Source organism: Streptomyces sulphureus DSM 40104, from assembly GCF_000381025.1.
Lineage (GTDB): Bacteria > Actinomycetota > Actinomycetes > Streptomycetales > Streptomycetaceae > Streptomyces > Streptomyces sulphureus.
The window spans coordinates 203,345-226,344 of record NZ_KB905813.1 but is presented as its reverse complement, the minus strand read 5'-3'; the positions used below and the strand labels follow the sequence as shown (position 1 = coordinate 226,344).

Here is a 23,000-nt window from a genome sequence, read left to right as displayed (position 1 = left end):
GACGGATCGCGGAAGAATGTCCCCCGTGATCGAGGAGTGCACGCTCTACCGCACGGAGGGCCCCGCGGAGTACCCGCAGGACGCCGGGGAGGCGCTGCAGCGCGCCCGCGAGAGCGCGGACGCCTTCCTGTGGATCGCTCTCCACGAGCCGACACCGGAGGATTTCGCGCGCGCCACCGCCGGCTTCGGGCTCCACCCCCTCGCCGTCGAGGACGCCCTCCGGGCCCACCAGCGGCCCAAGTTGGAGGTCTACGCCGACTCCCTCTTCCTCGTCCTCAAGCCCGTCGCCTACGAGGAGGGCGAGGTCTCCACCGGCGAGCTGATGGCCTTCGTCGGCGACTCCTTCGCCGTCACGGTCGAGCACGGTGCGCAGACCCGCCCCGGCGAGCACGGCGCGGCAGCCCGCCGCCTCGCCGCGCAGCCCGACCTCCTGCAGTACGGGCCGACGTCGGTGCTCTACGCGCTCTGCGACTCGGTCGTCGACCGCTACCTGGAGGTGGCCGACCTCCTCCAGGTCGACCTGGAGGAGGTCGAGTCGACCGTCTTCGCCCCCGAGGAGCGGGGCCGCGCGGGCCCCGGCGTCGCGGAGCGGGTGTACGCGGCCAAGCGGCAGGTGCTGACGTTCCGGCGGGCGACGCTGCCGCTGACGACGCCGGCCGAGCGGCTCACCGGCACGGCCGTCCCGTTCACCGACGGGGGGGCGCGGCCCTTCTTCCGCGACGTCCACGACCACCTCATACGTGTCAACGAGCAGGTGGACGGCCTCGATCGGCTCCTCTCCGCGATCCACGCCGCCTCGCTCGCGCAGACCTCGGTGCGCCAGAACGACGAGATGCGGCGGATCTCCGCGTGGGCGGCGATGGTCGCGATCCCGACCGCCGTGGCCGGCGTCTACGGGATGAACTTCGACGTCATGCCGGAACTCCACAGCGCATGGGGGTATCCGGCGGTGCTCGTGCTCATGGCGGGAGCGTGCTTCGCCCTCTTCCGGCTCTTCCGGAGACGCGGCTGGATGTGAGCCCCGCTCACGCCACCTCAGGCTCGGCGGCCGCGTCGGGCGCGTACTCGGGGGCGACGGCGGGTGCTCCGCCGAGTGCGTCCCTGCGCTCGGGCATCCGCAGCCGCGTCAACCGCCGCCAGCCGCCGAGGCGTTCGTAGACGTAGCGGCCGTGGATGCCGAAGGCCAGCAGGCCGCCGCGCAGCCTCGACCAGCCGAGGATCGTCCCCATGCGCGCCATGACGGCGAGGCTGACGTTCCGGTAGACCCTGATCTCCGCGCGGGCGCTCTCCCGCAGCAGGGTGCGGATCAGCCGGCCGTGGCCCTCCGCGGAGAGGCGGAGCAGCTCCTCATGGCAGTAGGCGAGGTGGTTCTCCTCGTCCCTGCAGATCATGCGCACCGCCCGGCCGAGCTCCGGGTCCTCGCCGAAGAGGTCCTTGAGCATCGTCATCTCCTCGCTGGCGCGCTGCTCGGTGACGCGGCTGTGCGCGAGGTAGGTGAGGACGTCCCGCTCGGTGAGGTGCTGCTCGCGTCGCAGTTTCTCGTGGGCGAGGCCGATGCCGAGGCCCTCCAGGATCATCGTGTAGTCGGCGTCGTCGGGGACCTCGGCGGGGGTGAGGCCGCGCTTGCGCAGCAGCGCCTCGAAGATCCGCCCGTGCTTGTCCTCGTCGGCGCCGTGCCGCGCGACCTTCGGTGCGAGCGCGCACTGCGTCGCGGGGACGAGCGCCGCGATCCGCGCGTTCTCCCAACCGCCCTGGGCCTCGCCCGTCGCGGCGATCGAGCAGAAGAGCCGGAACGAGTCGTCGTTGTTGAGGATCTCCTGGAAAAGGCTCTTGGCCGAGAGCATCGCTGCCACCACCTCCGTGCAGGTTTCCGCGCAAAGAAGTCAAGTGGCGTGCAGGCTGCCCGGCAACAGCTAGCGCCTCCGGCTGCGCCGAACGGCGGAGGGCCGGCAGCGAGGCTCCCCGGGCCCGCTCCTACTCGGCGAGCCCGGCGCGCTCGACGGCCTCGGCCCCCGCGCGCAGCGCCGCGAGCCGCTCGTCGAGCGTGAACCCGGCCGGCGTGAGCGAGAGCGTGGTGACCCCGGCGTCGGCGTACGCCTGCATGCGGTCGGCGATCCGCTCGACGGAGCCGAGGAGCGTGGTGGAGTCGATCAGTTGGCGCGGGACGGCGGCGGCCGCGGCGTCCTTCTCGCGGGCGAGGTACTTCTCCTGGATCTCCTCGGCCTCCTTCTCGTAGCCCATCCGCTTGGCGAGGGCGTTGTAGAAGTTCTGCTTCCGGCTGCCCATGCCGCCGACGTAGAGCGCCGTGTACGGGCGGAAGATGTCGGCGAGCGCGTCGATGTCGTCGCCGAGCGCCATCGGGACGGTGGGGCAGACGTCGAAGCCGTCGAGCGTGCGCCCCGCCGCCTCGCGGCCCGTGCGCAGGTGTTGGAGGGTCGTCTCCTCCGCGTGCTCGGGGGAGAAGAAGATCAGCAGCGCGCCGTCGGCGATCTCGCCGGTCTGCTGGAGGTTCTTCGGGCCGATCGCCGCGATGTAGAGCGGGATCTCCTCGCGTTCGGGGTGGACGGTGAGCTTGATCGGCTTGCCGGGTCCGTCGGGGAGCGGGAGCGTCCAGTGGGCGCCCTCGTAGGAGAGGCGCTCGCGGGACATCGCCCTGCGGACGATCTCGACGTACTCGCGGGTGCGCGCCAGCGGCTTGTCGAACTTGACGCCGTACCACCCCTCGGAGACCTGCGGGCCCGAGACGCCGAGGCCGAGCCGGAAGCGGCCGCCCGAGAGGGAGTCGAGGGTGGCGGCGGTCATCGCCGTCATCGCGGGGGCGCGGGCGGGGATCTGGAAGATCGCGGAACCGATGTCGATCCGTTCGGTCTGCGCGGCCACCCAGCTGAGGACGGTGGCCGCGTCGGAGCCGTACGCTTCCGCCGCGTGGCAGACCGAGTAGCCGAGGCGGTCGGCCTCGCGCGCGACGGCCAGGTTGTCCGCGTCCATGCCGGCGCCCCAGTAGCCGAGGTTGATACCCAGCCGCATCGCACATCCCCTTACTGATCAGTAATCTCAAGGTCCCAGGGGACTCTAACGGCCGCCGCAAGTACGCTCAACGCCCATGGAGCAAAGGCACCTCGGAGGTACCGGACTACGCGTCTCACGGATCGGACTCGGCACCCTCGGCTGGGCCGTCGACGCGGACGCGGCCTCCGCCGAGCAGGAGGCGGCCGACCAGCTCAAGGCGTTCTGGGAGGCGGGCGGCACGCTCGTCGACACCGCGGACGTCTACGCCGACGGCGGCACCGAGCACCTGCTCGGCCGCCTCATGCAGGACCTCGTGCCCCGGCGGGAGTTGGTCATCGCGACCAAGGCCGGCAGCGTCCCCGACCCCACCCGCCGCGTCAACGCCTCCAGGGGGCACCTCCTCTCCGCGCTCGACGCCTCGCTGGAGCGGCTCGGCACCGACTACGTCGACCTCTGGCAGCTCCACGCCTTCGACCCGCTCACCCCTCTCGACGAGACGCTCCAGGCGCTCGACATCGCCGTCTCCAGCGGGCGCGCCAGGTACACGGGCGTGTGCAACTTCTCGGGGTGGCAACTGGCGAAGGCCGGCGCCTGGCAGCTCGCGGCCGGCGGCGCCCGTACCAGGGTCGCGGGGGCGCAGATGGAGTACTCGCTGCTCCAGCGCGGGGTGGAGCGCGAAGTCCTGCCCGCCGCACTGGACTTGGGCGTCGGACTGCTCCCCTCCTCGCCCCTCGGCCGGGGCGTCCTCACCGGCAAGTACCGCGGGGAGAGCCGGCCTTGGGACTCGCGGGGCGCCTCGCCGCATCTCGCACCCTTCGTCGAGCCGTACCTCGACGCGCGCGCGGCCCGGGTCGTGGACGCGCTCGCGACAGCGGCCGACGGGCTGGCGCTGCCGCCCGCCCAGGTCGCCCTCGCGTGGGTGCGGGACCGGCCGGGGGTGGTCGCACCGCTGGTGGGGGCGCGGACGTCGGAGCAACTGGCGGAGGCGTTGTCAGTGGAGGGGCTTAGTCTTCCTGACGAGATCCGCCGGGCGCTCGACGACGTCTCCGCACCGGTGCACCGCTACCCCGACCACGACTGGAGCGAGCTGTGACGAACGACAAGGCAGCCGAACTCCTCGCCGCCGTACGCGCGGTGGAGAGCGGCGAGCGCTCCGCCGCGTCCTTCTTCACCCAACCGGCGCCCGCAGCGCGGCCCCCGCAGCAGGCGCAGGCCCCCGCCGAGCAGGCCCCCGGCGTCCGCCGCCCGGCCACGGCCGGGCCGGCCCTGCGGGAGCTGCTCGCCGAGGGCGGTGTGCCCGCGGCGCTCGCGGCCCCGGCGGCGGAGGCGCTCGGCGAGGGGGCCGCGGAGGCGCTCGCGGAGGACCCCTGGCGACTGCTCGCCGTGCCCGGCGTCGGGCCCGAGCAGGTGGACGCCTTCGCGCGGGCGTTGCTCGGCGCGGAGGCGGGGCCCGGGGAGCCGCGGCGGAGCGCGGCCCTCGTCGGTTGGCTGCTGGAGCGCGCGGCGCTGCGCGGGCACTCGGCACTCGCCCCCGAGGACCTCTCCCGCGGCCTCGCGGAGCACGCCGTCCCCGACCCGGAGGCGGCCGTACGGGAGGCGATCGAGTCGGGCGCCGTGCTCGCCTTCGAGGACTCCCTCGACGCCGGCCCCGCGCCGCGCACGGGCGGCGCGGCAGAGGAAGCGGAAGAGGAGGAGCAGCCGGGGCGGATGCTCCTCGGCCTCGACCGCTACGCCCTGGCGGAGGAGAGCCTCGCCGACGGCCTCGCCCGCCTGCTGGCCACCCTGGGCTCTCCGGCGGCCGGCGAGCCCGACGCCCCGCGCGGGGGCGCCGATTGGGAGGCCGCCGCCTCGGCCGCGGGGCCGGGCTCGGCCGCCGAGCTGGTCAGGGCCACCGCGGGCAGCGGGCTCGTGGTGCACACCGGCGGCGAGGAGGCGCGGCGCGAGCCTGCCGCGCTCGTGGCCGCGGCCGCTGGGCAGGGCCTGCGCGTCTGCGCGGCGGCGCACGCCCCCGAGGGCACGGCGCGGCTCGCCGCGCTCGTGCGCGAGGCGTCCGCACCAGGGCACGCGGCACCGCCCGACGAGGCCGCGGACGCCGTCACCGTGGCAGGGCTGCTCGCCGGACGCGAGGGTCCCGCTCGGGACGAGGAGGGCCGCTGGCCGCTGGACCTCCTCGTGCTCCAGGACGCGCAGTTGCTCGACGCCGAGACCGCGGCGGCCGTCGTCGAGTCGCTCCCCGAGGGGGCGCGGCTCGTGCTCAGCGGCGACCCGATGCTGCTCGGCGCAGCAGGTCCCGGCAACGTCCTGGGCGACGTCCTCGCCTCTCGCGCCTGCCCGCACGTGGCCTCGCGCACCCCCGACCCGGGGCCGATCGGCGAGCTCGTCTCCGGTGTGGGGGCCGGGGAGTGGGAAGCGGTGGAGGCTCCCGGGCGTGAGGTCGTGATCGTCCCCGTCACCGCTCCGGGGGAGGCCGTCCACCGCAGCGTGCAGCTCGTCGCGGACTCCGTCCCCCGTGCCCTCGGGGTCGCCAGCGAGGACACCGAGGTCATCGCCCTCGGCCACGGCGGGGCCGCCGGCACCAGAGCGCTCAACGCCGCCCTGAAGCAGCAACTCAACCCGGGCCCCGGCCGGTTCGACGGTTTCGACCCGGGCGACCGCGTCGCGTACTCCCCCGCCCCCGGGCACACCTCGGTCGGCACCGTCTCCGCCGCCGCGGAGGACGGGCTGGTGATCGAGACGGCGTCCGGTACCGAGACCGTGCCGCGCGAGCGTCTCGCCGGGGTGCTCAGGCACGGCTGGGCGATCACCGCGCACCAGGCCGCGGGGGTGCGGTGGCCGGCGGCCGTGGTCGTCGTCCCCGGGGACGCGGTCGAGGCGCTGACGCGGGAGTGGATCTACACCGCGCTCAGCCGTGCTGAGGCGCACCTCTCGGTGGTGCACGGCGCGGTGGAGGCCCTCCCCCAGGTCGTCGCGGGCCAGCGCATGCCCGAGCGGACGACGAGGCTGCGCACTCTCCTCACCAGGTCCATGGCGCTCGCAGCGGCCGACGCACAGGGCTGACGCCTCACCTCAACCCGAAGACGGCGGGGCCAACCGTGCGGCTCCGCCCACCTGTTGCCCGCGCGGGTCGGCGCCCGGTGCTGGCCTCGCGCGGGCCGACACACACGCGCGGACCCGGCGCACGCGGTCGGACGTCCGCGCAGACCAGCCTGCACGGGCTGGCACCCGCCCGTGCCCACGCGAACCGGCGCCGGACTTCTGCCCGCACAACCGCGCTGGTCCCACTCGCGCGCAGATCCGATACCAAACTGCCGCCGTACGGGCTCACGCCCGGCCAGTGCCCGTGCGGACGCGGCACCCGAGGCTGCCCGACAGCCCGCACTGGCCCCAGGCCCCGCACCACGCCCGCGCGACTCGAGCCTCAACTGCCGCCGTACGGCCGACGCCCGGCGCCCGGCGCCCGACGCCCGGCCCCCGTGCAGACGCGACACCCGCGCAGATTCGGCGCACGGATACTGCCCGCACGTCCAGGCGCCCCGCCCCGACGCTCACGCAGATACGGGCGCAACCGCCACCCGCACGGCCGGCACCCGCCCAACATTCCGCGCAGGCCGGCACCCGACCGCCGCCCCCACGCGCGGCGCCCGGCGCTGGAACGCCGGGCACCGCGCGGCACGGCCCGCGACCCGCAGGCCGCGCTCAATAGGCGACGTCCACCACGGAACGGTGCGTCTCCGGTGCGTCGATGTGCCGCAGGAGGCAGTCGGCGACGTCGGCCCGGGAGATCGACCACGCCCCGCGCAGAGCGCCGCCCGGTGCGGTGCGGTAACGGCCGGTTCTGCGGCCGTCGGTGAGCCGGGCCGCGCGCACCACCGTCCAGTCGAGGGTGTCCTCGGCCGTGACGGCCCGCTCCATGAGTGCCATGTCTCCGTAGGGACGGCGCAGCAGCGGGTGGAGTACGGCCGAGGCGAGGAGTCGCTGGGCGGGCGACCGCGACCAGGGCGGCGGCTCGAGGCTGGTGGTGGAGACGCAGAGGAGCCTGCGCACCCCCTCCGCGTGCATGGCCGCCATGATGTGGGCCGTGCCCGCCGAGTACACCGTCGTGGCGTGGCGGCGGAAGCCGATGCCGAGCGCGGAGAGGACGGCGTCGGCGCCCTTCAACGCGCCCCGGACGTCGGTGGGTTCGAGGACGTCGCCACGGACCCATCGCGCGCCGCCGCCCTCGCCGGCGGGCGGGTTGCGTGCGAAGCCGGTCATCTCGTGCCCGCGCTCCGCGCCCTGCGCCAGGAGCTGCCGCCCCGTCCCGCCCGACGCGCCGAAGACGACGATCCTCACCCCCGCCTCCCCCGCCGGGCCGGCTCCTCGATGCCGGTCATCCGTCGCCCACTTCCACGCGCTGCTCGAACGTGGACGCGTCGTCGAGGTGGCCGACGATCCAGTCGGCGACGTTGGCGCGCGTCGCAGCCCCCGCCTTGGCGAGGTGTCCGCCCACGACCGCCTCGTAGTGCGGCTTCGCAGGGCCGTCCTTGAGCATCGGGACCCGCACGATCGTCCAGTCGAGCCCGCTCGCCTCGACCTCGTCCTCCATCCGTGCGAGGTCGAGGTGGATGTTGCGGTACACGCGGTCGACGACGAACTGCGAGACGAGCCGCTGCATCAGCGGCAGGTGCCCGACCTCCAGCCCGGCCGAGGACATCGTGAGGAGCCGCCGGGTGCCCGACTTGCCCGCCGCCGCGACGACGTTCCGCATCCCCTGCGAGAAGACGGTCGTGGTCGAGCGGTTCGGCGTGCCGAGCGCGACGGCCACGGCGTCCGCGCCGTCGAGGGCCCCGTCGAGCGAGCCGTCGGCGAGGACGTCGGCGGTGACCAACTCGAGGTTCTCGTCGGTGAGTTGGAGGCGGCTCGGATCGCGGAGCACCGCGCGCACCTCGTGCTTGTTCTCCAGACCGCGTTCGACGATCAGCCGGCCGGTGCGACCCGCCGCACCTACCACGACCAGTTTCATGACAGTGCTCCCTCGATGGTGGAGCCCATGCAGGCCCCCGTTGACGAACTGTGGTGCGTGCGCAGCAGCCGGCCCTGCGCGGTCACTTCCTGCCCGGCAGGGAGAAGGCGAGCAACGCGCCGCCGACCTCGCTCGGGTACTCGGGATAGTACGCAGCCTGCACGTAGACCATGCCGTCCGCGACGACCGCGCCGCCGCCGCCCGAGAGCGCCTTGCCGCGCGCCGGGACCCCGTTGACGGTGGAGAAGTCGCGGATCACGTCGTACTGCCAGAGGACCTTCCCCGTATCGGCGGAGAAGGCCCGCATCTTGCCGTCCGCGTTGCCTTCCCACACGATGCCGGGCGTAACCGTGACGGCCGGGGTGAAGGCGGCCTCGCAGAACTCCGGGTGCTCGGCCGCACCGCCCCACTCGCAGCCGTCCTCGGGCGTCGGCCGTTCCCACTCCACCTTGCCCGTCGCCGGATCGAGCGCGTACAGCGTGCCGGGCGAGGCGAACCAGGTGGCGACGTAGAGGCGTTCACCGTCCCAGCTCGTGCCCCATTGGATGCCGGACTGGCCGCCGCGGGTGCCGGGGTCCTCGACGAGTGCGCGCTTCCAGACTTTCTCTCCGGTGCGCGCGTCGAAGGCGTGGTAGACACCGTTCTTCTGGCCGATCCCTACGAGGCGCCGCCCGTCGGCGGTGAAGACGTTGGCGCTGGAGCCGAAGTCCCAGTCGAGGTCGGTGCCGTCGGCCTTGCCGGGGCAGTACTCTTCCTGGCCCGGCTCGTCGCAGGGGACGGTGTAGGTGTCGGGATGGGTCGCCTGCTGCTGCCAGCGCACGGCGCCGGTGGCGGCGTCGAGCGCGAGGAGGGAGTCGGTCTCGCCCTCGGTGCCGGTGTAGTTCTGCCCGGTGCCGACGTACACGTTGCCCGTGCCCGGGTCGACGACGGGCGAGCTCCACACCCCTATGCCCGAAGGCTCGTACCGGGCCGCCCCGTTGGGCCACGAGCCGGTCCGCTTTGGCTTGGGGACGGTCCAGTGCCGCCAGTCGACGGAGCCGTCGCGCGCGTCCACGGCGACGAGCGAGCCGCGGAAGGTGCAGCAGGGGTAGGTGAGGTCGGCCGGGGAGCCCGATTCGGAGCTGGATACGCCGACGTACACCCTGCCCCGGTAGACGAGCGGGGAGCCGGTGATCTGCGCCGTCGGGTGGTCGTCGAGGCGGGTGTGCCAGCGCGGCTTGCCGGTTCGGCGGTCGAGTGCGTAGAGGTGGCCCTTGTTGTCACCGAAGTAGACGGTGTCGCCCGAGACGGTGGGCCCCGAGCGGACCGGGTCCTTGTCGCCGACGTCGTCGCCGATGGCGGAACGCAGGTCAAAGGTCCACTTCTTGGCGCCGGTACGGGCGTCGAGGGCGTGGAAGGTGGCGTCGGCGCCCCCGGTGTAGAGGACGCCGTCGACGACGGCGGGTTGGCTGCCGAGGTAGACGCCGGGGACGTCGGCGTGCCCGAACGCCCACTTCTGCTTGAGTTTCTGGACGTTGGCGGGGGTGAGCTTCTTCTCCTCGCCGTTGTAGCGCGTGCCGCTGAGGTCGTGCTGCCAGCTCGGCCAGTCCCCACCGGAACCGGCGCCGGAGCCGCTGCGGGCGCTCGCCTCGCCCTCGGCGTGCGCCGCGGTGCCGCCAGGCGCGAGCGGGAGCAGGGAGGCGAGGAGGAGCGCGAGGGCTAAGAGTGCCGTGCGGACCGAGGCTCTGACGGCCCGTCTGCGGTCGTGGTGTGTTGTCGGCATGGGCAACTCCTGTCTCGGACGGGTGGCTTGCGGGTGCCGGCGGTCAGCCTGCGGTGTCGGGGAGCGGATCGAGCCCGGCGAGGGACTCGGCGTGGGCGAGGATCGCGGCGCAGTCCGCGTCGCCGAGGCCGGCCTCCGCGGCTGCGGCGAGCGCGTCGCGGGTCTCGGCGCAGAGCGGCGCGTCGACGCCGAGCGCGTCGGCCTCGCCCGTCGCCAACCGCATGTCCTTGTGCATGAGGTCGAGCCGGAACTGCGGGTCGCCGTACTCCTTGCGGCCCATCACGCCTGCCTTGTAGCGCATCACGGGGGAGCTGAAGCCGCTGTTGCTGATCATCTCCAGCACGGCTGCCCGCTCGATGCCGGCCCGCTGGGCGAGGACGACGGCCTCGGAGAGCATCTGCATCTCCACGCCCATCAGCAGGTTGAGGACGACCTTCGCGCTCGCACCGAGCCCGTGGCCGCCGAGGTACCGCACCTCTTTGCCCAACACACCGAGAAGCGGGGCGACTTCGTCGAAGATCTGCTTCTCCCCGCCCACCATGAAGCGCAGTTCGCCCTGGCGCGCGTGCCGGCCGTTGCCGATGATGCACGCGTCGACGAGGCGGTGCCCCGTCGCGCGCACCCGCTCGGCCGTCCTCCTGGCGAACGCGGGTGAGACGGTGCTGGTGTCGACCACGACGCCGCCTGCGGGGAGCCGGGCGAGGACGCCGCGGGGGCCGAAGAGGGTCTGCTCGACGGCCTGTTCGTCCGCGAGACTGAGCACGACGACGTCGCTCGCGGCGGCCACCTCGCCCGGTTCCGCTGCGACCTCGGCGCCGCGGGCCGCAAGCGGCTCGGCGCGCGCGGCGGTGCGGTTGTGGACGACCAGCCGGCCGCACTCGTCGAGCAGCCGTGCCGCCATCCCTCCCCCCATCGTGCCGAGCCCGACCACGCCGATCCGCGGCAGGGGGGCCTGGGAACCGGCGTCGGAGGCGGTGGTTTCGAGCGTGCCTTCCATGATCTCTCCCTGCTTCCTTCGGTGTTCGAGAGGACGACGGGCGGAGCGCCGGGGCCGGCGCCCCGCACCGGCCGGGCGGACCGCTCCAGCATAGCGAGTGAACACTCACTCTGACGAGAGCCCAAGTCCCCCCGAAACCGCGAAAGTTCACGCTGACGCGCCCTGCTCGGCGTCGCCCCGTCCGCCGCCGAGCAGAGCACGCCCGTCGCTACTTCTTCTGCGGACCGGGAGCCGACCGCAGCGGGAGCTCCTTGAGGAAGAGCGCCACGACCGCACCGGCGAGCGCGATCACCATCGCCAACAGGTAGACGGACTGGAGGGAGTTGGCGAGCGCCGTGCCCACGCCCTCGCGCACGGCGTCGGGCAGCCCGCGGATGGTCTCGGGGTCGCGCAGGACGCCCTGCGTCCCCTGCTCCTGGAGCACCGCGCCGTCGACCTCACGCGGAATCCAGTGCCGCAGACCGGAGTTGAGGACGGCGCCGAAGATCGTGACGCCCATCGCGCCGCCGAGCGACCTGAAGAAGTTCGCCGCGGCGGTGGCCACGCCCAACTGCCGCATGTCCACGGCGTTCTGCACCGCGACGATGAGCACCTGGCTCACCAACCCGAATCCGAGCCCGAAGATCACCAGATAGACGGAGGTGAGCCAGGTCTCGGAGCCGGTGTCGAGAGTGGAGAGCAGGAAGAGCCCGGCCGCCATCACCACGAGCCCCGAGACGGGGAAGAACTTGTAGCGTCCCGTGGCCGAGACGACCTTGCCGGAGATGGTGAGGGTGACGACGGTGGCGATCATCATCGGCACCAGCATCAATCCGGACTCCGTCGCCGTGGCGCCGTTGACCACCTGGAGGAAGAGCGGCGTGTACACCGTCGCGACGAAGAGCGCAGCCGCGGTGAGGAAGAGGCCGACGGTCGCGACGAGGATCGTCGAGTCCTTGAAGAGCGTCAGCGGCACCACGGGTTCGTCGACCCGGCGCTCCTGCAGAACGAAGAGCCCGAGCAGGACGACCGCGGCGGCGATGAGACCGATGATCTCGACGGAACCCCAGGAGTACTGGTCGCCGGCCCAGACGGAGATGAGCAGCACGGCGACGATCGCGCCGCTGAGCAGTGCGGAGCCGAGGTAGTCGAGCCGGTGCTTGTTGGCCCGGAAGGGCAGCCGCAGCACGGAGACGACGAGCAGGGCGGCGACGAATCCGATGGGCAGGTTGATGTAGAAGATCCAGTGCCAGGAGAGCTGGTCGACGAAGGCCCCACCGATGAGCGGTCCGACGACGCCGGCGATGACGAAGCAGGACTGCGCGTACCCCTGCCAGCGTCCGCGCTCACGAGGCGGCACCATCTCGGCGATGATGGCCATCGCGATGGCCATCAACCCGCCCGCGCCCAGGCCCTGGAAGGCGCGGAAGGCGATCAACTGCCCGATGTTGGCGGAGAGTCCGGAGAGCGCGGAACCCACGAGGAAGATCGCGATAACGGTGAGGAACATCCGCTTGCGGCCGTAGAGGTCGCCGAGCTTTCCCCAGAGCGGGGTGGCTGCCGTCGCAGCGAGCATGTACGACGTCACCACCCAGGAGAGGTGGTTCACCCCGCCCAGGTCACCGGCGATGGTAGGTAACGCGGTCGCCACGATCGTCTGGTCCAGAGCCGCCAAAAACATGGCCATGACAAGCGCGCAGAAGACCGTGAGGAACGTTCTGCGCGAGAACTGAGGCGCCGCGTCGGCACCTTGCGCGGCTTGGGTGGCACTCATCGAGCACTCCTCGAACGAAGTTGGAGCCCGGTCGGGACTTGCCCCGGGCCACTATTCGTATAGGCTATACAAACAAATTTGGTCGTCAAGGGCAGGAGGACCGATGCCTCAGCTCGACGGAAAGATCGCAATCGTCACGGGCTCCACTGCGGGCATGGGAGCGCGGACAGCGGAGGCGCTGGCGCTCGCGGGAGCGCACGTCGTCGTCTCGGGACGCAACACGGAGCGGGGCGCAGCCGTGGTCGAGGACATCCAGGCGAAGGGCGGCCGCGCGGAATTCGTCGCCGCCGACGTCGTGCGCGAGGAGGACGTGGCGCGCCTCGTCGAAGGGACGGTCGAGCGGCACGGGCGGCTCGACGCGGCGTTCAACAACGCGGGCGGAGGCGGGGCGTTCGGCCCGATCGACAAGGTTCCCAGGGAGGCGTACGACGCGGTGCTCGCCGTCAACCTCACCGGTACCTTCCTCTGCCTCAAGTACGAGGTGGCCGCGATGAAGGCCGCGGGCGGCGGAAGCATCGTGAACAACGCGAGTACGGCGGGTGTCCAGGGCACCGCCTTCGGGCTCGCCGCCTACACCGCCGCGAAGCACGGGGTCGTCGGGCTCACGAAGGCGGCGGCCCTGGAGGCGGGCCCGGCCGGCGTCCGGGTCAACGCGCTGATCACCGGCCCCGTCGACACCGCCGACTTCCGCAAGCGCGTCGAGGGGCAGCCGGGCGCGGTGGAGCGGGCGGGCGCCGGCACCGCGCTCGGGCGCATCTGCACCGAGGACGAGGTCGCCGCCGCGGTCGCCTTCCTCGCCGGGGACGAGTCCTCCTTCGTCACCGGCTCTTTCCTCGGCCTGGACGGGGGCATGACGGCGGGTGTGACCGCGGGGATGATGCAGCGCCCTGGAAAGGGCTGAGCGCGGGCGGCAGTTGGCGCGGCGTCCGCGCGAGCCGCGTGCCGCGGCGCCAAGGGGCGGTCGCCGCAGCGCCCCAACTGCCGTGCAGTGATGCGGAATCCGGTGTTCACACCATTTCGGGCCCGCGTCCTATTGCCCCGGAAAATGCACTGCTCTATCTTCGCGGCATGAGCGCGAAAACGACGAACAATGCGGAAGAGTTCATCGAGGCAGCAGGCGCCCATGTGCGCTCCGACCCGGTGGGGAACAGCATTCTCCTCACCATGATGGAGGGAATGCGGAAGAGCGGAGGCAAGGGACCGACCGCCTATTGGACTTGGGCGGTCGACGAAGCGGAATCCGGCGGTGGCACAGCGGGCGCGTGCGTCTGCGTGCCGCCGAACCTCGCCATCCTCTCGGGGATGGAAGCGGGCGCCGCAGCCGCCTGCGCCGCCTCGCTCCACGAGTCGGGCGCACCGGTCGCCGGCGTGCTCGGGCCGACGCGGGCGGCCGAGGCGTTCGTGGAGGAGTGGACGCGCGCGACGGGCAGCACGGCGGTCGCGGGGCGCACGGAGCACATCCTCAGACTCGACACCGCCTTGCCCTCCCTCCCCGGTCAGACGCCCGCGGGGCACGCAAGGCCCGCCAAGGAGGGGGAGTTGGAGCCACTCACCGACTTCTTCCTGGAGGCCGCGGCGGGCTCCGGAATCAGCCGCGAGGAGGCGCGGCGCTCGGCGCAGCGGCAGATCGCCTCGGGGCACCTGCTGGTCTGGGACGACGGCGAGGTCGCCGCGGTCGTCGGCAGGACACCGGCGAGCGACGGCGTGGTGCGCATCACGCCGATGCACACGGTCCCCGAGCGGCGCGGGCGCGGATACGCGAGAGCGCTTTTCGCCGAGACGCTGGAGCAGGGCCGCGCGGAAGGCGCCTCCACTTTCGTCCTCTTCACCGAGGCGGAGAACACGGCGGCGCAATCCCTGTTCCGTTCGTTCGGTTTCCGCAGCCACGGCACGACGGTCGAGTACCGGTTCGAGTAGGAATCACGCACCGTTCTGCTGATTCTGCGACCCGGACGTGAAAAGCGAACCGCCCGGAATTCACGCGGCACGGCGTGGATTCCGGGCAGTTCCTTGTCCGTACGCAGAAAAGGCAGCGGAAGGCGGGAGAGGTGCTCCGCCCCCTGAGTCGGAGCACCTCTCCCGCGCGGAAGGCGGCGCGCCACCCCAGCGCGCCGCCGGTCTCAGAGCCCGTGCGGCACGGCCTCGATGAGGGAGAAGGCGGTACCGGTCGGGACGATCCGGGAGAGCCGGTAGCCGGCCTGGTCGAAGAGGTCTGCGAACTGCCGCTCGTCGCGGACCTGTCCGCTCATGGTGGCGAGCATGACGAGGTCGAAGTTCTTCACGAACCGCGCCACCCCGTCGTGGTGGACCATCTCGGCCGCGACGAACCGTGCCCCGGGCGAGGTCTCACGGCAGCGCCGCAGCAGCCGGACGAGCGCGGCGTCGGGCCAGGAGTGCATCACCTGCTTGGTCACGTACGCCTCGATGCCGACCGGCACCTGGGAGAAGAAGTCGGCGGCGGCGAAGTCGAACCGCCCCTGCTCGACGAGCGGCATCACCTGCGGATGCTTGCGCGCCTGCTCGATGACGGGCGGCAGGTCCGCGAGGACGCCCCGTCCGAGCGACGGGTAGGTGTCGAGGATCGTCGCGAGGAAGGTGCCCTCGCCGCCTCCGAGGTCGCAGACGGCCGACATGGTGGCGAACTCGGGGTAGGCGGCGACGAGCGCGTCGGAGAGGGCCTCGGTGAAGTCCGTCATGGCGCGGTTGAACATCCGCGCCTCGTCGGGGTGTTCCTGGAGCCACGGCCACAGCGCGGTGCCGTGCACCTTGCGGAACGCCGGGCGTCCGGTGGCGAGGCTGTGGTCGAGGGCTCCCCAGGAGTCCCAGAGCCACGGGCTGCCCACCATGCGTGCCATGGCGTGCATGGAACCGGGTATGTCGGCCTGGAGGAGCTCGGAGAGGGGGGTGTTGGCGAAGACGCCCGGCTCGGTCTCTTCGAAGACGCCGTCCTCCGTGAGGAGGGCCAACACCTTGTGCAGCGGCCCGGGTTCGACGTACGCGCGGGCGGCGAGGTCGGCGACCGCCATCGGGCCCTCGGCGAGCAGTTCGGCGATCCGGTACTCGGCGGCGAGTGCGAGGCACCGCGGGGTGGAGGGGAACATCAGCTCGGAGAGGGCTGCCGCACGGCTCGGTGCAGGCAGCGTCTGCTCGGGTGTCATCAGGGACTCCGTTCTGCGGTCGGCTCCGGGCGGAGCCGCGGCGTGCGGACAGGTCGGTCGCCGGGCCTCCGGTCCGGAGGCCCGGCCTCGGCCGCGGGGTCAGCCGAGCAGGGCGAGGCCGAAGCCGCCGCCCGGGTTGGCCATGAACTTGTTGGAGACGGGGATCTCGCCGCCGGCCGTGACGTCCAGCGCCGGCCTGTCCAGGGGCAGTCGGCGGGGCGTCAGCACGTGTGCCGTCGCCGGGTCGGCGGCAAGCTGGCCGTAGTTGTTCCAGCCCCAGCCGTACACGGTGCCGTCGGAGCGGAGCGCCAGGTTGTGGCCGCCGTTGCCCGGGGCCGCGTCGGTACCTCCCCCGTGCGCCGACACGCTCTTGACGCCGGAGAGGCCGCTGACCGCGCGGGGCTCGGCGCGGTCCTGCGTGGTGCCGTCGCCGAGCTGGCCGCCGTCGTTGAGGCCCCAGGCCCAGACCGTGCCGTCCACCATGAGCGCCACGGTGTGGTGGTAGCCGCCGGTGATCTGCGCGACGCCCGGGATGCCGCGGACCTTCTGCGGTGCCGGCCGGTCCTCGAAAGTGCCGTCGCCGAGCTGGCCGCGGTCGTTGAAGCCCCACGCCGAGAGGCTGCCGTCGGCGTGGACGACCATGCTGTGCCCGCCGCCCGCCGCGACCGCCACGGCGGGCTCGAGGCCCTCGACGCGCGCCGGGCGCGGGCGGCAGTCGAAGGAGGCGCTCATGTAGCTGCGGACGATGCGGCCCTCGCGCTCGCTGTCGGGCCCGTCGCCGAGCTGGCCCCGGTCGTCGCGGCCCCAGGACCAGACCGAACCGTCCGCCTTCACCGCCAGGTTGTGCGCCCCGCCGACGGCGAGGTCGACGACGTCCTCCAGGCCCCGCACGAGGAGCGGCTGCATCTGCACGCCGAACTCGTCCTCGCCGAGGGCGCAGAAGAACCCGGCGCCCCAGGCCCAGACGGTCCCGTCGTCGAGGAGCGCCGCCGTGTGCCCGCCGCCGGCGCCGACCTTGAGGACGCGCCCCGGGAGCCCGGTGGCGCGCACGGGCGCGTTCTGGTTCTCCGTCGTGCCGTCGGCGAGCTGGCCGAAGGCGTTGCGCCCCCAGCCCCACAGGTCGCCGTCGATGCCGAGCGCGAAGGCGTGGCCGCTGCCGGCGTCCGTCGTCGCGATGTTCTCGGGGCCCTTCAGCTCCTGGGGTGTCCAGCGGTGCGCCGAAGCGCCGTCGCCGAGTTGGCCGTTGGTGTTGTCGCCCCAGCTTGTCAGTGTGCGTGCCACAGTCTCTTCTCCTGCTTCTGTCGGGAGTCCGAGGGCGACTCGCGCCCGTGCCGGCGGTCTCGGTCAGTCGGTCCAGAACTCGTCGACGGCCTGCTGGTCGTCGGGGTAGGTCCAGAACTCCTGGATGAGGCCGTTCTCGATGCGCGCGACGTTGATGAACGGCATCTCCAGCGTCCGGCCCTTGCGTTCGTAGCGCGTGAAGACGGTGGCGAAGGCCATCGTGTCGCTCGCGCCGACCTCCTTGATCTCCATCTGGATGCGGCCCTCGGTGAGTTCGAACATCTCGCGGGAGAAGGCGAGCGCCGAGTCCATACCGCGGTGGGCGCCGGAGAGGCGGCTCCGGCCGGGGTAGTAGTGGACGCAGTCCTTGTCCCAGTACGTGGCGGCCGTGTCGACGTCGCCGACGGTGAAGGCGTTGTAGACCTTCTCCATGAGCCTGGCGTTGGGGTGTTCGGTGACCTTCATGGCTCCTCCTGTGGGTGGAACTCCCCGCTGTGTGCAGGGAGGTTGGCGGGTGGGAGGCGCGGCCCTCGGGCCGCGCGGATCATGCGGCGCGGAGCGTCTCGACGAACGAGGCGCGGTCGGGCGCGGGGAAGCCGGGGACGGGCGAGGCGGCGGCCTGCTTGACGCGGAGCCTGATGTCCTCGTCCCCGTACATGGCGGCCGGGTCGTCGAGGCTCATCATCGAGCGGACCATCCGGCGCCAGACGACGGGATCGGTGCCCGACGCCTCGGCGAGGTCGGCGAAGGTGAGGACGCCCTCGGGCGGCTTCTGCGGCGGGTTGCCCGCAAGCGTGGCGCGCCAGAGCCCCGCGCGTCCGGCGTCGTTGCGCACGGCGTCCTCGAACCAGGGGGTGAAGGTCTCCCTGGCGAGTTCGGCGGCGGCGCGGGCCTGCTGTTCGTCGGGCTCCAGGTGGTCGTCGAGCAGGTCGACGAGGGCCGTCGCGTGGGCGACAGCGAGCGAGACGCCGCGCCCGTAGGCCGGGTTGGTGGTGCAGACGGCGTCGGCGATCGGCAGGTAGCCGGGGACCGGGGGCGTCTGCTCGTCGTGGACGCGGAGGGAGTTGTCGAGTCCGCCCATGCTGTGCACCGCGGAGATCGGCGTCGCGTACTGCGGGTCGACCCAGGGGGCGAGGAGCGGTGTGGCGCGTACGGCCGCGTCGAAGACCTCGGCGCGGCGGAGCGCCTTCGCCTCGGTGTCCTCGGGGAGGACGCCGAAGGAGAGCGTGAAGGTGTCGTTGTCGCCGAGGAAGAGGACGGCCGTGTAGTGGTCCCAGAGGCCGCCGGCGCCGAACCCGCGGTTGAGCGGCCCTGCCGGCTTCGGTGAGTGGGCCTGGTAGTAGCGGGTGTAGTAGGTGATGTCGGCGCTGTGGGTGGTCCGTCGGGGCTGTGCGATCCCCTCGGCTGCGAGCCACTCGGCGCCGTGCGAGCGGCGCCCCGAGGCGTCGATCACCAGGTCCGCCGGCAGCCGCGTCCCGTCGCGCAGCCAGGCGCCGGCGACCCGGCCCGACGCGGTGACGACGAGCCCGTCGACCGTCGCGCCCGGGGTGAGGCCGATCCGGCGGTCCTCGGCCACCACCTGCCGCAGCACCAGCTCGAAGGTGGTGCGCCGACTGCCCAGCATGCGCAGTTCCTCGTCGCCCGGCTGGGGGGTGCGGTCGGTGAGGGTGGGAGGCATGGCTTCGCCGAGACGTATCTCCCGCGCCCCCGCTTCGACGAGCCGCCGATAGACCTCGGGCATCCGCGTGCGCAGGATGTTGGTCCCGAGCGAGCCGAAGGCGTGCGACTGGTGGACCTGGGGGACGGTGGGGCGGCGCCAACTCTCGTGCGCCTGCACGGTGTTCTCAGGGACCGGGTCGCCGTCGCGCTCCACGATGCTGACCTCGTGCCCGGCGTCCGCCAGGGCCAGCGCGGCGACGAGTCCGGCGACGCTTCCGCCGATGACCAGTGCTCGTGGCATGTTCTCACCCGTTCTTCGTGGAGGTAAGGGGCTCGGCCGCCGACGTCTCGGCCATGATCTGGAAACGCAGGGAGCGGGCCTCGCTGAAGCAGGCACGCATCGGGCGCACCAGATCGCGGTGGTCCTGCGTGCGCTCCCACGCCTCGAAGTCCTCCAGGCGCTCCCACTCGCTGGTGATCAGCCACTGGGCGGGGTCGGTCGACGACTGGCAGACCTGGTCACGCACGTGTCCGGGGACCCCGTCGGCGACGAGGTGCCGTATCTGCTCGTACGCCTGGAGGAACTCCGTCGTCCGGTCGGGCTCGACGCGGATGAGGAAGACGACGCGGGCGCGGCCCGTGCGCGTCGGTGCTGGCATGGCGGCTCCTTCGGACGGTGGTGTGCGGGTCATGCGGACTGCGGACTGCGCAGCAGCAGGGCGCTGTTGAAGCCGTCGTAGCCGCGGGAGCCGATGAGCACCGAGTCGACGGCGCCGCTCCGCTCCTCCTCGACGAAGGGGAGCGCGCACCCGGCGGCCGGAGTGCGCGGTATCCCCGAGGCGGGTACCTGGCAGCGCTCCACGGCGAGCACGGCCGTGGCCGCGTCGAGCGCGCTGCCGCCCTGGTAGAGGCGCCCGGTGAGGGACTTGTACTCGGCGACGGCCGGGAGGGACCCCCCGAAGACCTCCCGCAGCGCGGCGCACTCGGCCGCGTCGTAGGCGGGGACGCCGAGCGCGTCGGGGAGGACGAGGTCGACCTCGCCCGGCTCGGTCCCGCCCTTCTCCAACGCGCCGGCGAGCGCCGCCGCGTAGTGGCGGACCGGGGGCCTGCCCCGGCGCCTGGTGGGGACGCCGTCGTGGCGCGCCGCCCAACCCCCTATCTCCGCGCGGACGGTGGCGCCGCGGGCGAGCGCGTGCTCCAGCTCCTCGACGACGAGTACCGCACCGCCCTCGCCCGGCACGTACCCGTCGGCGTCGGCGTCGAAGGGGAGGTAGGCGGCGTCGGGGTCGGTCGCGGTGCTCAGCCAACCGGAGCGCTGCTGGCAGGAGAGCGCGTACGGGCTCAACGGCGCCTCGGTGCCGCCGGCGAGGACGACGGACGCCCCCCGCTCGACGAGGCGGGCCGCGTGCCCGAGGCTGTCCAGACCCCCTGCGCTCTCCGAGACGAGGACGCTCGACGGGCCCTTGGCCTGGTGGCGGATGGAGAGCTGGCCGACCGTCGCGGCGTAGAACCACGCGATGGACTGGTAGGCGCCCACCTTCCGCGACGTCTCCGGGTGCCAGAGCCGTTGGAGCTCCCGCTGGCCGAACTGGTTGCCGCCCGAGGAGCTGGCGAGCGCCACCGACAGCCGGTACGGGTCGACGGCGCGCGGGTCCAACTCGGCGTCGGCGAGGGCCTGGTCGGCCGCCGCGTAGGCGAGCCAGGTCCATCTGTCGGTCTGCGCCTGGAGGCGCCCGTCGACCTGTGCCTCCAGGTCGAAGCCCGTCACCTCACCCGCGAGCGGGGTGTCGTAGCCGGAGGCGTCGAAGAGGCTGGTGGGCGCGATGGTGCGGACGCCCTTGCGGAGCGACTCCCAGTGCGCGCTGGCGCCGAGGCCGCTCGGCGCGGCCACTCCGACGCCGGTGATCACCGCTTGCCGGCGGGACATCACAACTCCTTGAGTCGAGAGAAGAGCATCGCCGACTGGAAGCCGCCGAAGCCGCTGCCGACGGAGAGCGCCGTGTCGACGCGCGTCTCCCTGGCGGTGTTCGGCGTGTAGTCCAGGTCGCACTCGGGGTCCCGGTGCTCCCAGTTGGCGGTGGGCGGCACGACGCCCCGCTCGATCGCGAGGGCGCAGGCGGCCATCTCGATCGCGCCGATGGCGCCGAGCGAGTGCCCGACCATCGACTTGATGGAGCTGATCGGGATCGTCCGCGATGCCTCGCCGAGCGCCCGCTTGAAGGCGCCCGTCTCGTGGCGGTCGTTCTGACGGGTGCCCGAGCCGTGGGCGCTGATGTAGTGCACGTCGCCCGGGTCGGTGCGGGCCTGCGCGAGCGCGTCGGTGATCGCCTCCGCCATCTCGGCGCCGTCGGGACGAAGACCCGTCATGTGGAAGGCGTTTCCGCGGTTGGCGTACCCGACGACCTCGCAGTAGACGGTCGCCCCGCGGCGCCGCGCGTGCTCCAGCTCCTCCAGGACGAGGACGGCGCACCCCTCCCCCAGGACGAAGCCGTGCCGGTCCCGGTCGAAGGGCCGGGAGGCGTGCTCGGGCGCGTCGTTGTCGGGCGTGGTGGCCTTGATGGCGTCGAACGACGCCACCGTCACCGGGGAGATGGGCGAGTCGGAGGCGCCGGTGACCATCGCGTCCGCGTCGCCGTCGGCCACCAGGTGGTAGGCGTGCCCGATGGCGTCGATCCCCGAGGTGCAGCCGGTGGAGACGACGGTGGCCGGGCCGTGCAGCCCGTACCGTGCGGCGACGTCGGCGGCGAGGCTGCTGGGGACGAGCGCCTGGTAGAGGAAGGGACTCGTGAAGTCCGGGTCGACGAGCCACTCGCGGCCCGAGTCGCTCGCCACCACGAACTCCTGCTCCAGCGCGAGGGTTCCGCCGACGGCGCTGCCGAGGGTGACGCCCGTCCGCTCGCGCAGCGCGTCGTCCGGGTCGAGGCCGCTGTCGGCGAGCGCCTCGGCGGTCGCCGCGAGTGCGAACTGCACGTAGCGGTCGGAGCGGCGGGTCTCCTTCGGTGAGAGCCCTGCGGCCTCCGCGTCGAAGTCGCACTCCGCGGCGATCCGGGAGCGGAAGGCGGACGGGTCGAACGCGGTGATCCTGCGGGTCGCGGTGCGCCCCGAGGTGATCCGCTCCCAGAACGCCTCGCGGTCGGCGCCGCCAGGCGCGACGAGGCCGAGCCCCGTCACGACGACGCGGCGCGTCATGTCGCCCTCTCCGCTGCGTACTTCCGCGCCGCCGCGGCGTCCTCGGTGTCGACGTGGCCCTCGGGCGGTGTCGGCGCGAGCGGCGCGAGGTGGAAGACGGCGAACGCCTGCGCCGCGCCGGTGTTGCGCAGCCGGTGCCGTACATGCTTCGGGATGCACATCCCCTGCCCCGCGGCGAGGACGACGGGGCTGCCGTCGATGTCGACGGTGAGCTCGCCCTCGATCAGGAGCAGGAACTCCTCGCTGTAGGGGTGGTAGTGCTCGGCGATGCACTCGCCCTCGGCGAGCCTGGCGACGCCCATGAAACCGGACGTCGCCCCCGTCGTGGTCGGCGTGAGGACGGCGCGTGTCTCGCCGCCGCGCCGGTGGTTGGCTGCGACGTCGTCGATGCCGACGACCGGGTGCTGCTGCTCGGGTGCCACGCTCATCACTTCCCCTGCGCGCCGGCCGCGGCCTGGGCCTGCGCCCGTTCCTCGATGCGGCGTCTGATCGCGTCCATCTGCACGGGCGAGTTGGTGTTGAGCCGCTTCGTCATCCCGGCGTCGTCCACGGGGGCCTGCGGCTTCATGGAGAAGTCCTGTATCCAGGTCATGCGGGTGCCCTCGGGCACCTCCTCGTACCGCCAGAAGATCTGCATGTACGCGAAGGGACCCTTCTCCAACCTGTGGGCGTGGACGGTGTGGTCGTCGGGGTTGAGCGTCCGTTCGCTCACCCAGGACCAGACGCGTCCCTCCTCGTCGGGGTGGAGGGTGAGGCGGAACCGGATGGTGTTCCCCCTGCGCTCCATGACCTCGGCGGCTGCGTACTCGGTGAAGAGGTCGGTCCAGCCGTCGACGTCGTTGGTGAGGTCCCACACCAGTTGCAGCGGTGCGGCGATGACGACGCTGTTCTCCGTGTGGCCCGCCATGTCAGCCGATCCCCCCTTCGACAGCGGTGAGTTGGTCGACGATGGCGTTGACACCCATGCCGACCGCCCCTTCGGGCACCTGGAGTCCGTGCCGGTCGGCGACGACCGCCTCCAGCTCCAGTACGGCGAGGGAGTCGACGCCCAACTCCTCCAGTGGAGTGTCGAGTTGCCCTTCGAGGGCCTCGGCGGGGACGCCGGCGTGCGTGGTGAGGATCTCCTCGATCACCGCAGCGGTGACGGGACGCAGGGTGCCGGTGCCGTGCTCGATCGTCATCGGATCGCC

Annotated in this window: 22 protein-coding genes; 5 read left to right on the top strand and 17 right to left on the bottom strand. The window is 72.8% G+C overall.

Features of this window, described 5'->3' with window-relative positions:
• The first annotated feature begins 16 nt into the window (after positions 1-16).
• Positions 17-1,018: a magnesium and cobalt transport protein CorA gene (locus F603_RS0100970; RefSeq protein WP_019544150.1), complete on the top strand. Its 1,002-nt coding sequence runs from the start codon at positions 17-19 to the stop codon at positions 1,016-1,018.
• A gap of 7 nt (positions 1,019-1,025) precedes the next feature.
• On the opposite strand, the gene F603_RS0100965 is transcribed toward F603_RS0100970, so the two are convergent.
• Together F603_RS0100965 and F603_RS0100960 are read right to left on the bottom strand one after the other, a co-directional pair.
• Complete coding sequence (locus tag F603_RS0100965) at positions 1,026-1,844, bottom strand: hypothetical protein (protein WP_019544149.1); 819 nt, start codon at positions 1,842-1,844, stop codon at positions 1,026-1,028.
• A gap of 130 nt (positions 1,845-1,974) precedes the next feature.
• Positions 1,975-3,027, bottom strand: coding sequence for an LLM class F420-dependent oxidoreductase (locus tag F603_RS0100960; RefSeq protein ID WP_019544148.1), 1,053 nt, complete (start codon positions 3,025-3,027; stop codon positions 1,975-1,977).
• 76 nt (positions 3,028-3,103) lie between these two features.
• On the opposite strand from F603_RS0100960, the gene F603_RS0100955 reads away from it, so the two are divergent.
• The gene (locus F603_RS0100955; protein WP_019544147.1) at positions 3,104-4,102 is read left to right on the top strand and encodes an aldo/keto reductase; all 999 of its coding nucleotides are present in this window, start codon (positions 3,104-3,106) and stop codon (positions 4,100-4,102) included.
• The gene (locus tag F603_RS0100950; RefSeq protein ID WP_019544146.1) at positions 4,099-6,066 is read left to right on the top strand and encodes a helix-hairpin-helix domain-containing protein; all 1,968 of its coding nucleotides are present in this window, start codon (positions 4,099-4,101) and stop codon (positions 6,064-6,066) included. Before F603_RS0100955 ends, F603_RS0100950 begins: the two co-directional genes overlap by 4 nt.
• 639 nt (positions 6,067-6,705) lie before the next feature.
• On the opposite strand, the gene F603_RS0100945 is transcribed toward F603_RS0100950, so the two are convergent.
• The 5 genes from F603_RS0100945 to F603_RS0100925 form a co-directional block, all read right to left on the bottom strand.
• Positions 6,706-7,341, bottom strand: a complete 636-nt coding sequence (locus F603_RS0100945) for an NAD(P)-dependent oxidoreductase (RefSeq protein ID WP_019544145.1) — start codon at positions 7,339-7,341, stop codon at positions 6,706-6,708.
• Between the two features lie 37 nt (positions 7,342-7,378).
• Positions 7,379-8,011 carry an NAD(P)-dependent oxidoreductase gene (locus F603_RS0100940; RefSeq protein WP_019544144.1) on the bottom strand — a complete coding sequence of 211 codons (633 nt, stop codon included), beginning with the start codon at positions 8,009-8,011 and terminating at the stop codon, positions 7,379-7,381.
• 82 nt (positions 8,012-8,093) lie between these two features.
• The gene (locus tag F603_RS0100935; RefSeq protein ID WP_019544143.1) at positions 8,094-9,773 is read right to left on the bottom strand and encodes an outer membrane protein assembly factor BamB family protein; all 1,680 of its coding nucleotides are present in this window, start codon (positions 9,771-9,773) and stop codon (positions 8,094-8,096) included.
• Positions 9,774-9,816: 43 nt separating this feature from the next.
• A complete protein-coding gene (locus F603_RS0100930) occupies positions 9,817-10,770 on the bottom strand; it encodes an NAD(P)-dependent oxidoreductase (protein ID WP_019544142.1) in 954 nt (317 codons plus the stop codon).
• 208 nt (positions 10,771-10,978) lie between these two features.
• Positions 10,979-12,523: an MDR family MFS transporter gene (locus F603_RS0100925; RefSeq protein ID WP_019544141.1), complete on the bottom strand. Its 1,545-nt coding sequence runs from the start codon at positions 12,521-12,523 to the stop codon at positions 10,979-10,981.
• 103 nt (positions 12,524-12,626) lie between these two features.
• On the opposite strand from F603_RS0100925, the gene F603_RS0100920 reads away from it, so the two are divergent.
• Both F603_RS0100920 and F603_RS0100915 read left to right on the top strand, forming a co-directional pair.
• Positions 12,627-13,424 (top strand): SDR family NAD(P)-dependent oxidoreductase, encoded by a 798-nt coding sequence (locus F603_RS0100920; protein ID WP_019544140.1) that lies wholly within the window; start codon positions 12,627-12,629, stop codon positions 13,422-13,424.
• 167 nt (positions 13,425-13,591) lie between these two features.
• Positions 13,592-14,440, top strand: a complete 849-nt coding sequence (locus F603_RS0100915; protein WP_019544139.1) for a GNAT family N-acetyltransferase — start codon at positions 13,592-13,594, stop codon at positions 14,438-14,440.
• 203 nt (positions 14,441-14,643) lie between these two features.
• Here F603_RS0100915 and F603_RS0100910 read toward each other — a convergent pair whose 3' ends face one another.
• The 10 genes from F603_RS0100910 to F603_RS0100865 all read right to left on the bottom strand — a co-directional run bounded on the left by F603_RS0100910 (position 14,644) and on the right by F603_RS0100865 (position 22,991).
• Positions 14,644-15,681 carry a methyltransferase gene (locus tag F603_RS0100910; RefSeq protein ID WP_016905313.1) on the bottom strand — a complete coding sequence of 346 codons (1,038 nt, stop codon included), beginning with the start codon at positions 15,679-15,681 and terminating at the stop codon, positions 14,644-14,646.
• 99 nt (positions 15,682-15,780) lie between these two features.
• Positions 15,781-16,962 carry an RCC1 domain-containing protein gene (locus F603_RS0100905; protein ID WP_019544138.1) on the bottom strand — a complete coding sequence of 394 codons (1,182 nt, stop codon included), beginning with the start codon at positions 16,960-16,962 and terminating at the stop codon, positions 15,781-15,783.
• Between the two features lie 63 nt (positions 16,963-17,025).
• Positions 17,026-17,427, bottom strand: coding sequence for a nuclear transport factor 2 family protein (locus tag F603_RS0100900; protein ID WP_016905311.1), 402 nt, complete (start codon positions 17,425-17,427; stop codon positions 17,026-17,028).
• Positions 17,428-17,506: 79 nt separating this feature from the next.
• Positions 17,507-18,922, bottom strand: coding sequence for a tryptophan 7-halogenase (locus tag F603_RS0100895; protein ID WP_019544137.1), 1,416 nt, complete (start codon positions 18,920-18,922; stop codon positions 17,507-17,509).
• Positions 18,923-18,926: 4 nt separating this feature from the next.
• Complete coding sequence (locus F603_RS0100890; protein ID WP_016905309.1) at positions 18,927-19,280, bottom strand: antibiotic biosynthesis monooxygenase family protein; 354 nt, start codon at positions 19,278-19,280, stop codon at positions 18,927-18,929.
• A 29-nt stretch (positions 19,281-19,309) separates the two neighbouring features.
• Complete coding sequence (locus F603_RS0100885; protein WP_019544136.1) at positions 19,310-20,548, bottom strand: beta-ketoacyl synthase N-terminal-like domain-containing protein; 1,239 nt, start codon at positions 20,546-20,548, stop codon at positions 19,310-19,312.
• On the bottom strand, positions 20,548-21,810 hold the full coding sequence (locus F603_RS0100880; protein ID WP_019544135.1) for a beta-ketoacyl-[acyl-carrier-protein] synthase family protein: 1,263 nt from the start codon (positions 21,808-21,810) through the stop codon (positions 20,548-20,550). Before F603_RS0100880 ends, F603_RS0100885 begins: the two co-directional genes overlap by 1 nt.
• Positions 21,807-22,238 carry a cupin domain-containing protein gene (locus F603_RS0100875; protein ID WP_019544134.1) on the bottom strand — a complete coding sequence of 144 codons (432 nt, stop codon included), beginning with the start codon at positions 22,236-22,238 and terminating at the stop codon, positions 21,807-21,809. Before F603_RS0100875 ends, F603_RS0100880 begins: the two co-directional genes overlap by 4 nt.
• A complete protein-coding gene (locus tag F603_RS0100870) occupies positions 22,238-22,717 on the bottom strand; it encodes an SRPBCC family protein (protein WP_019544133.1) in 480 nt (159 codons plus the stop codon). The genes F603_RS0100875 and F603_RS0100870 overlap by 1 nt, the downstream gene beginning before the upstream one ends.
• Position 22,718: 1 nt before the next feature.
• Positions 22,719-22,991, bottom strand: a complete 273-nt coding sequence (locus F603_RS0100865) for an acyl carrier protein (protein ID WP_019544132.1) — start codon at positions 22,989-22,991, stop codon at positions 22,719-22,721.
• Between the last annotated feature and the right edge of the window lie 9 nt (positions 22,992-23,000).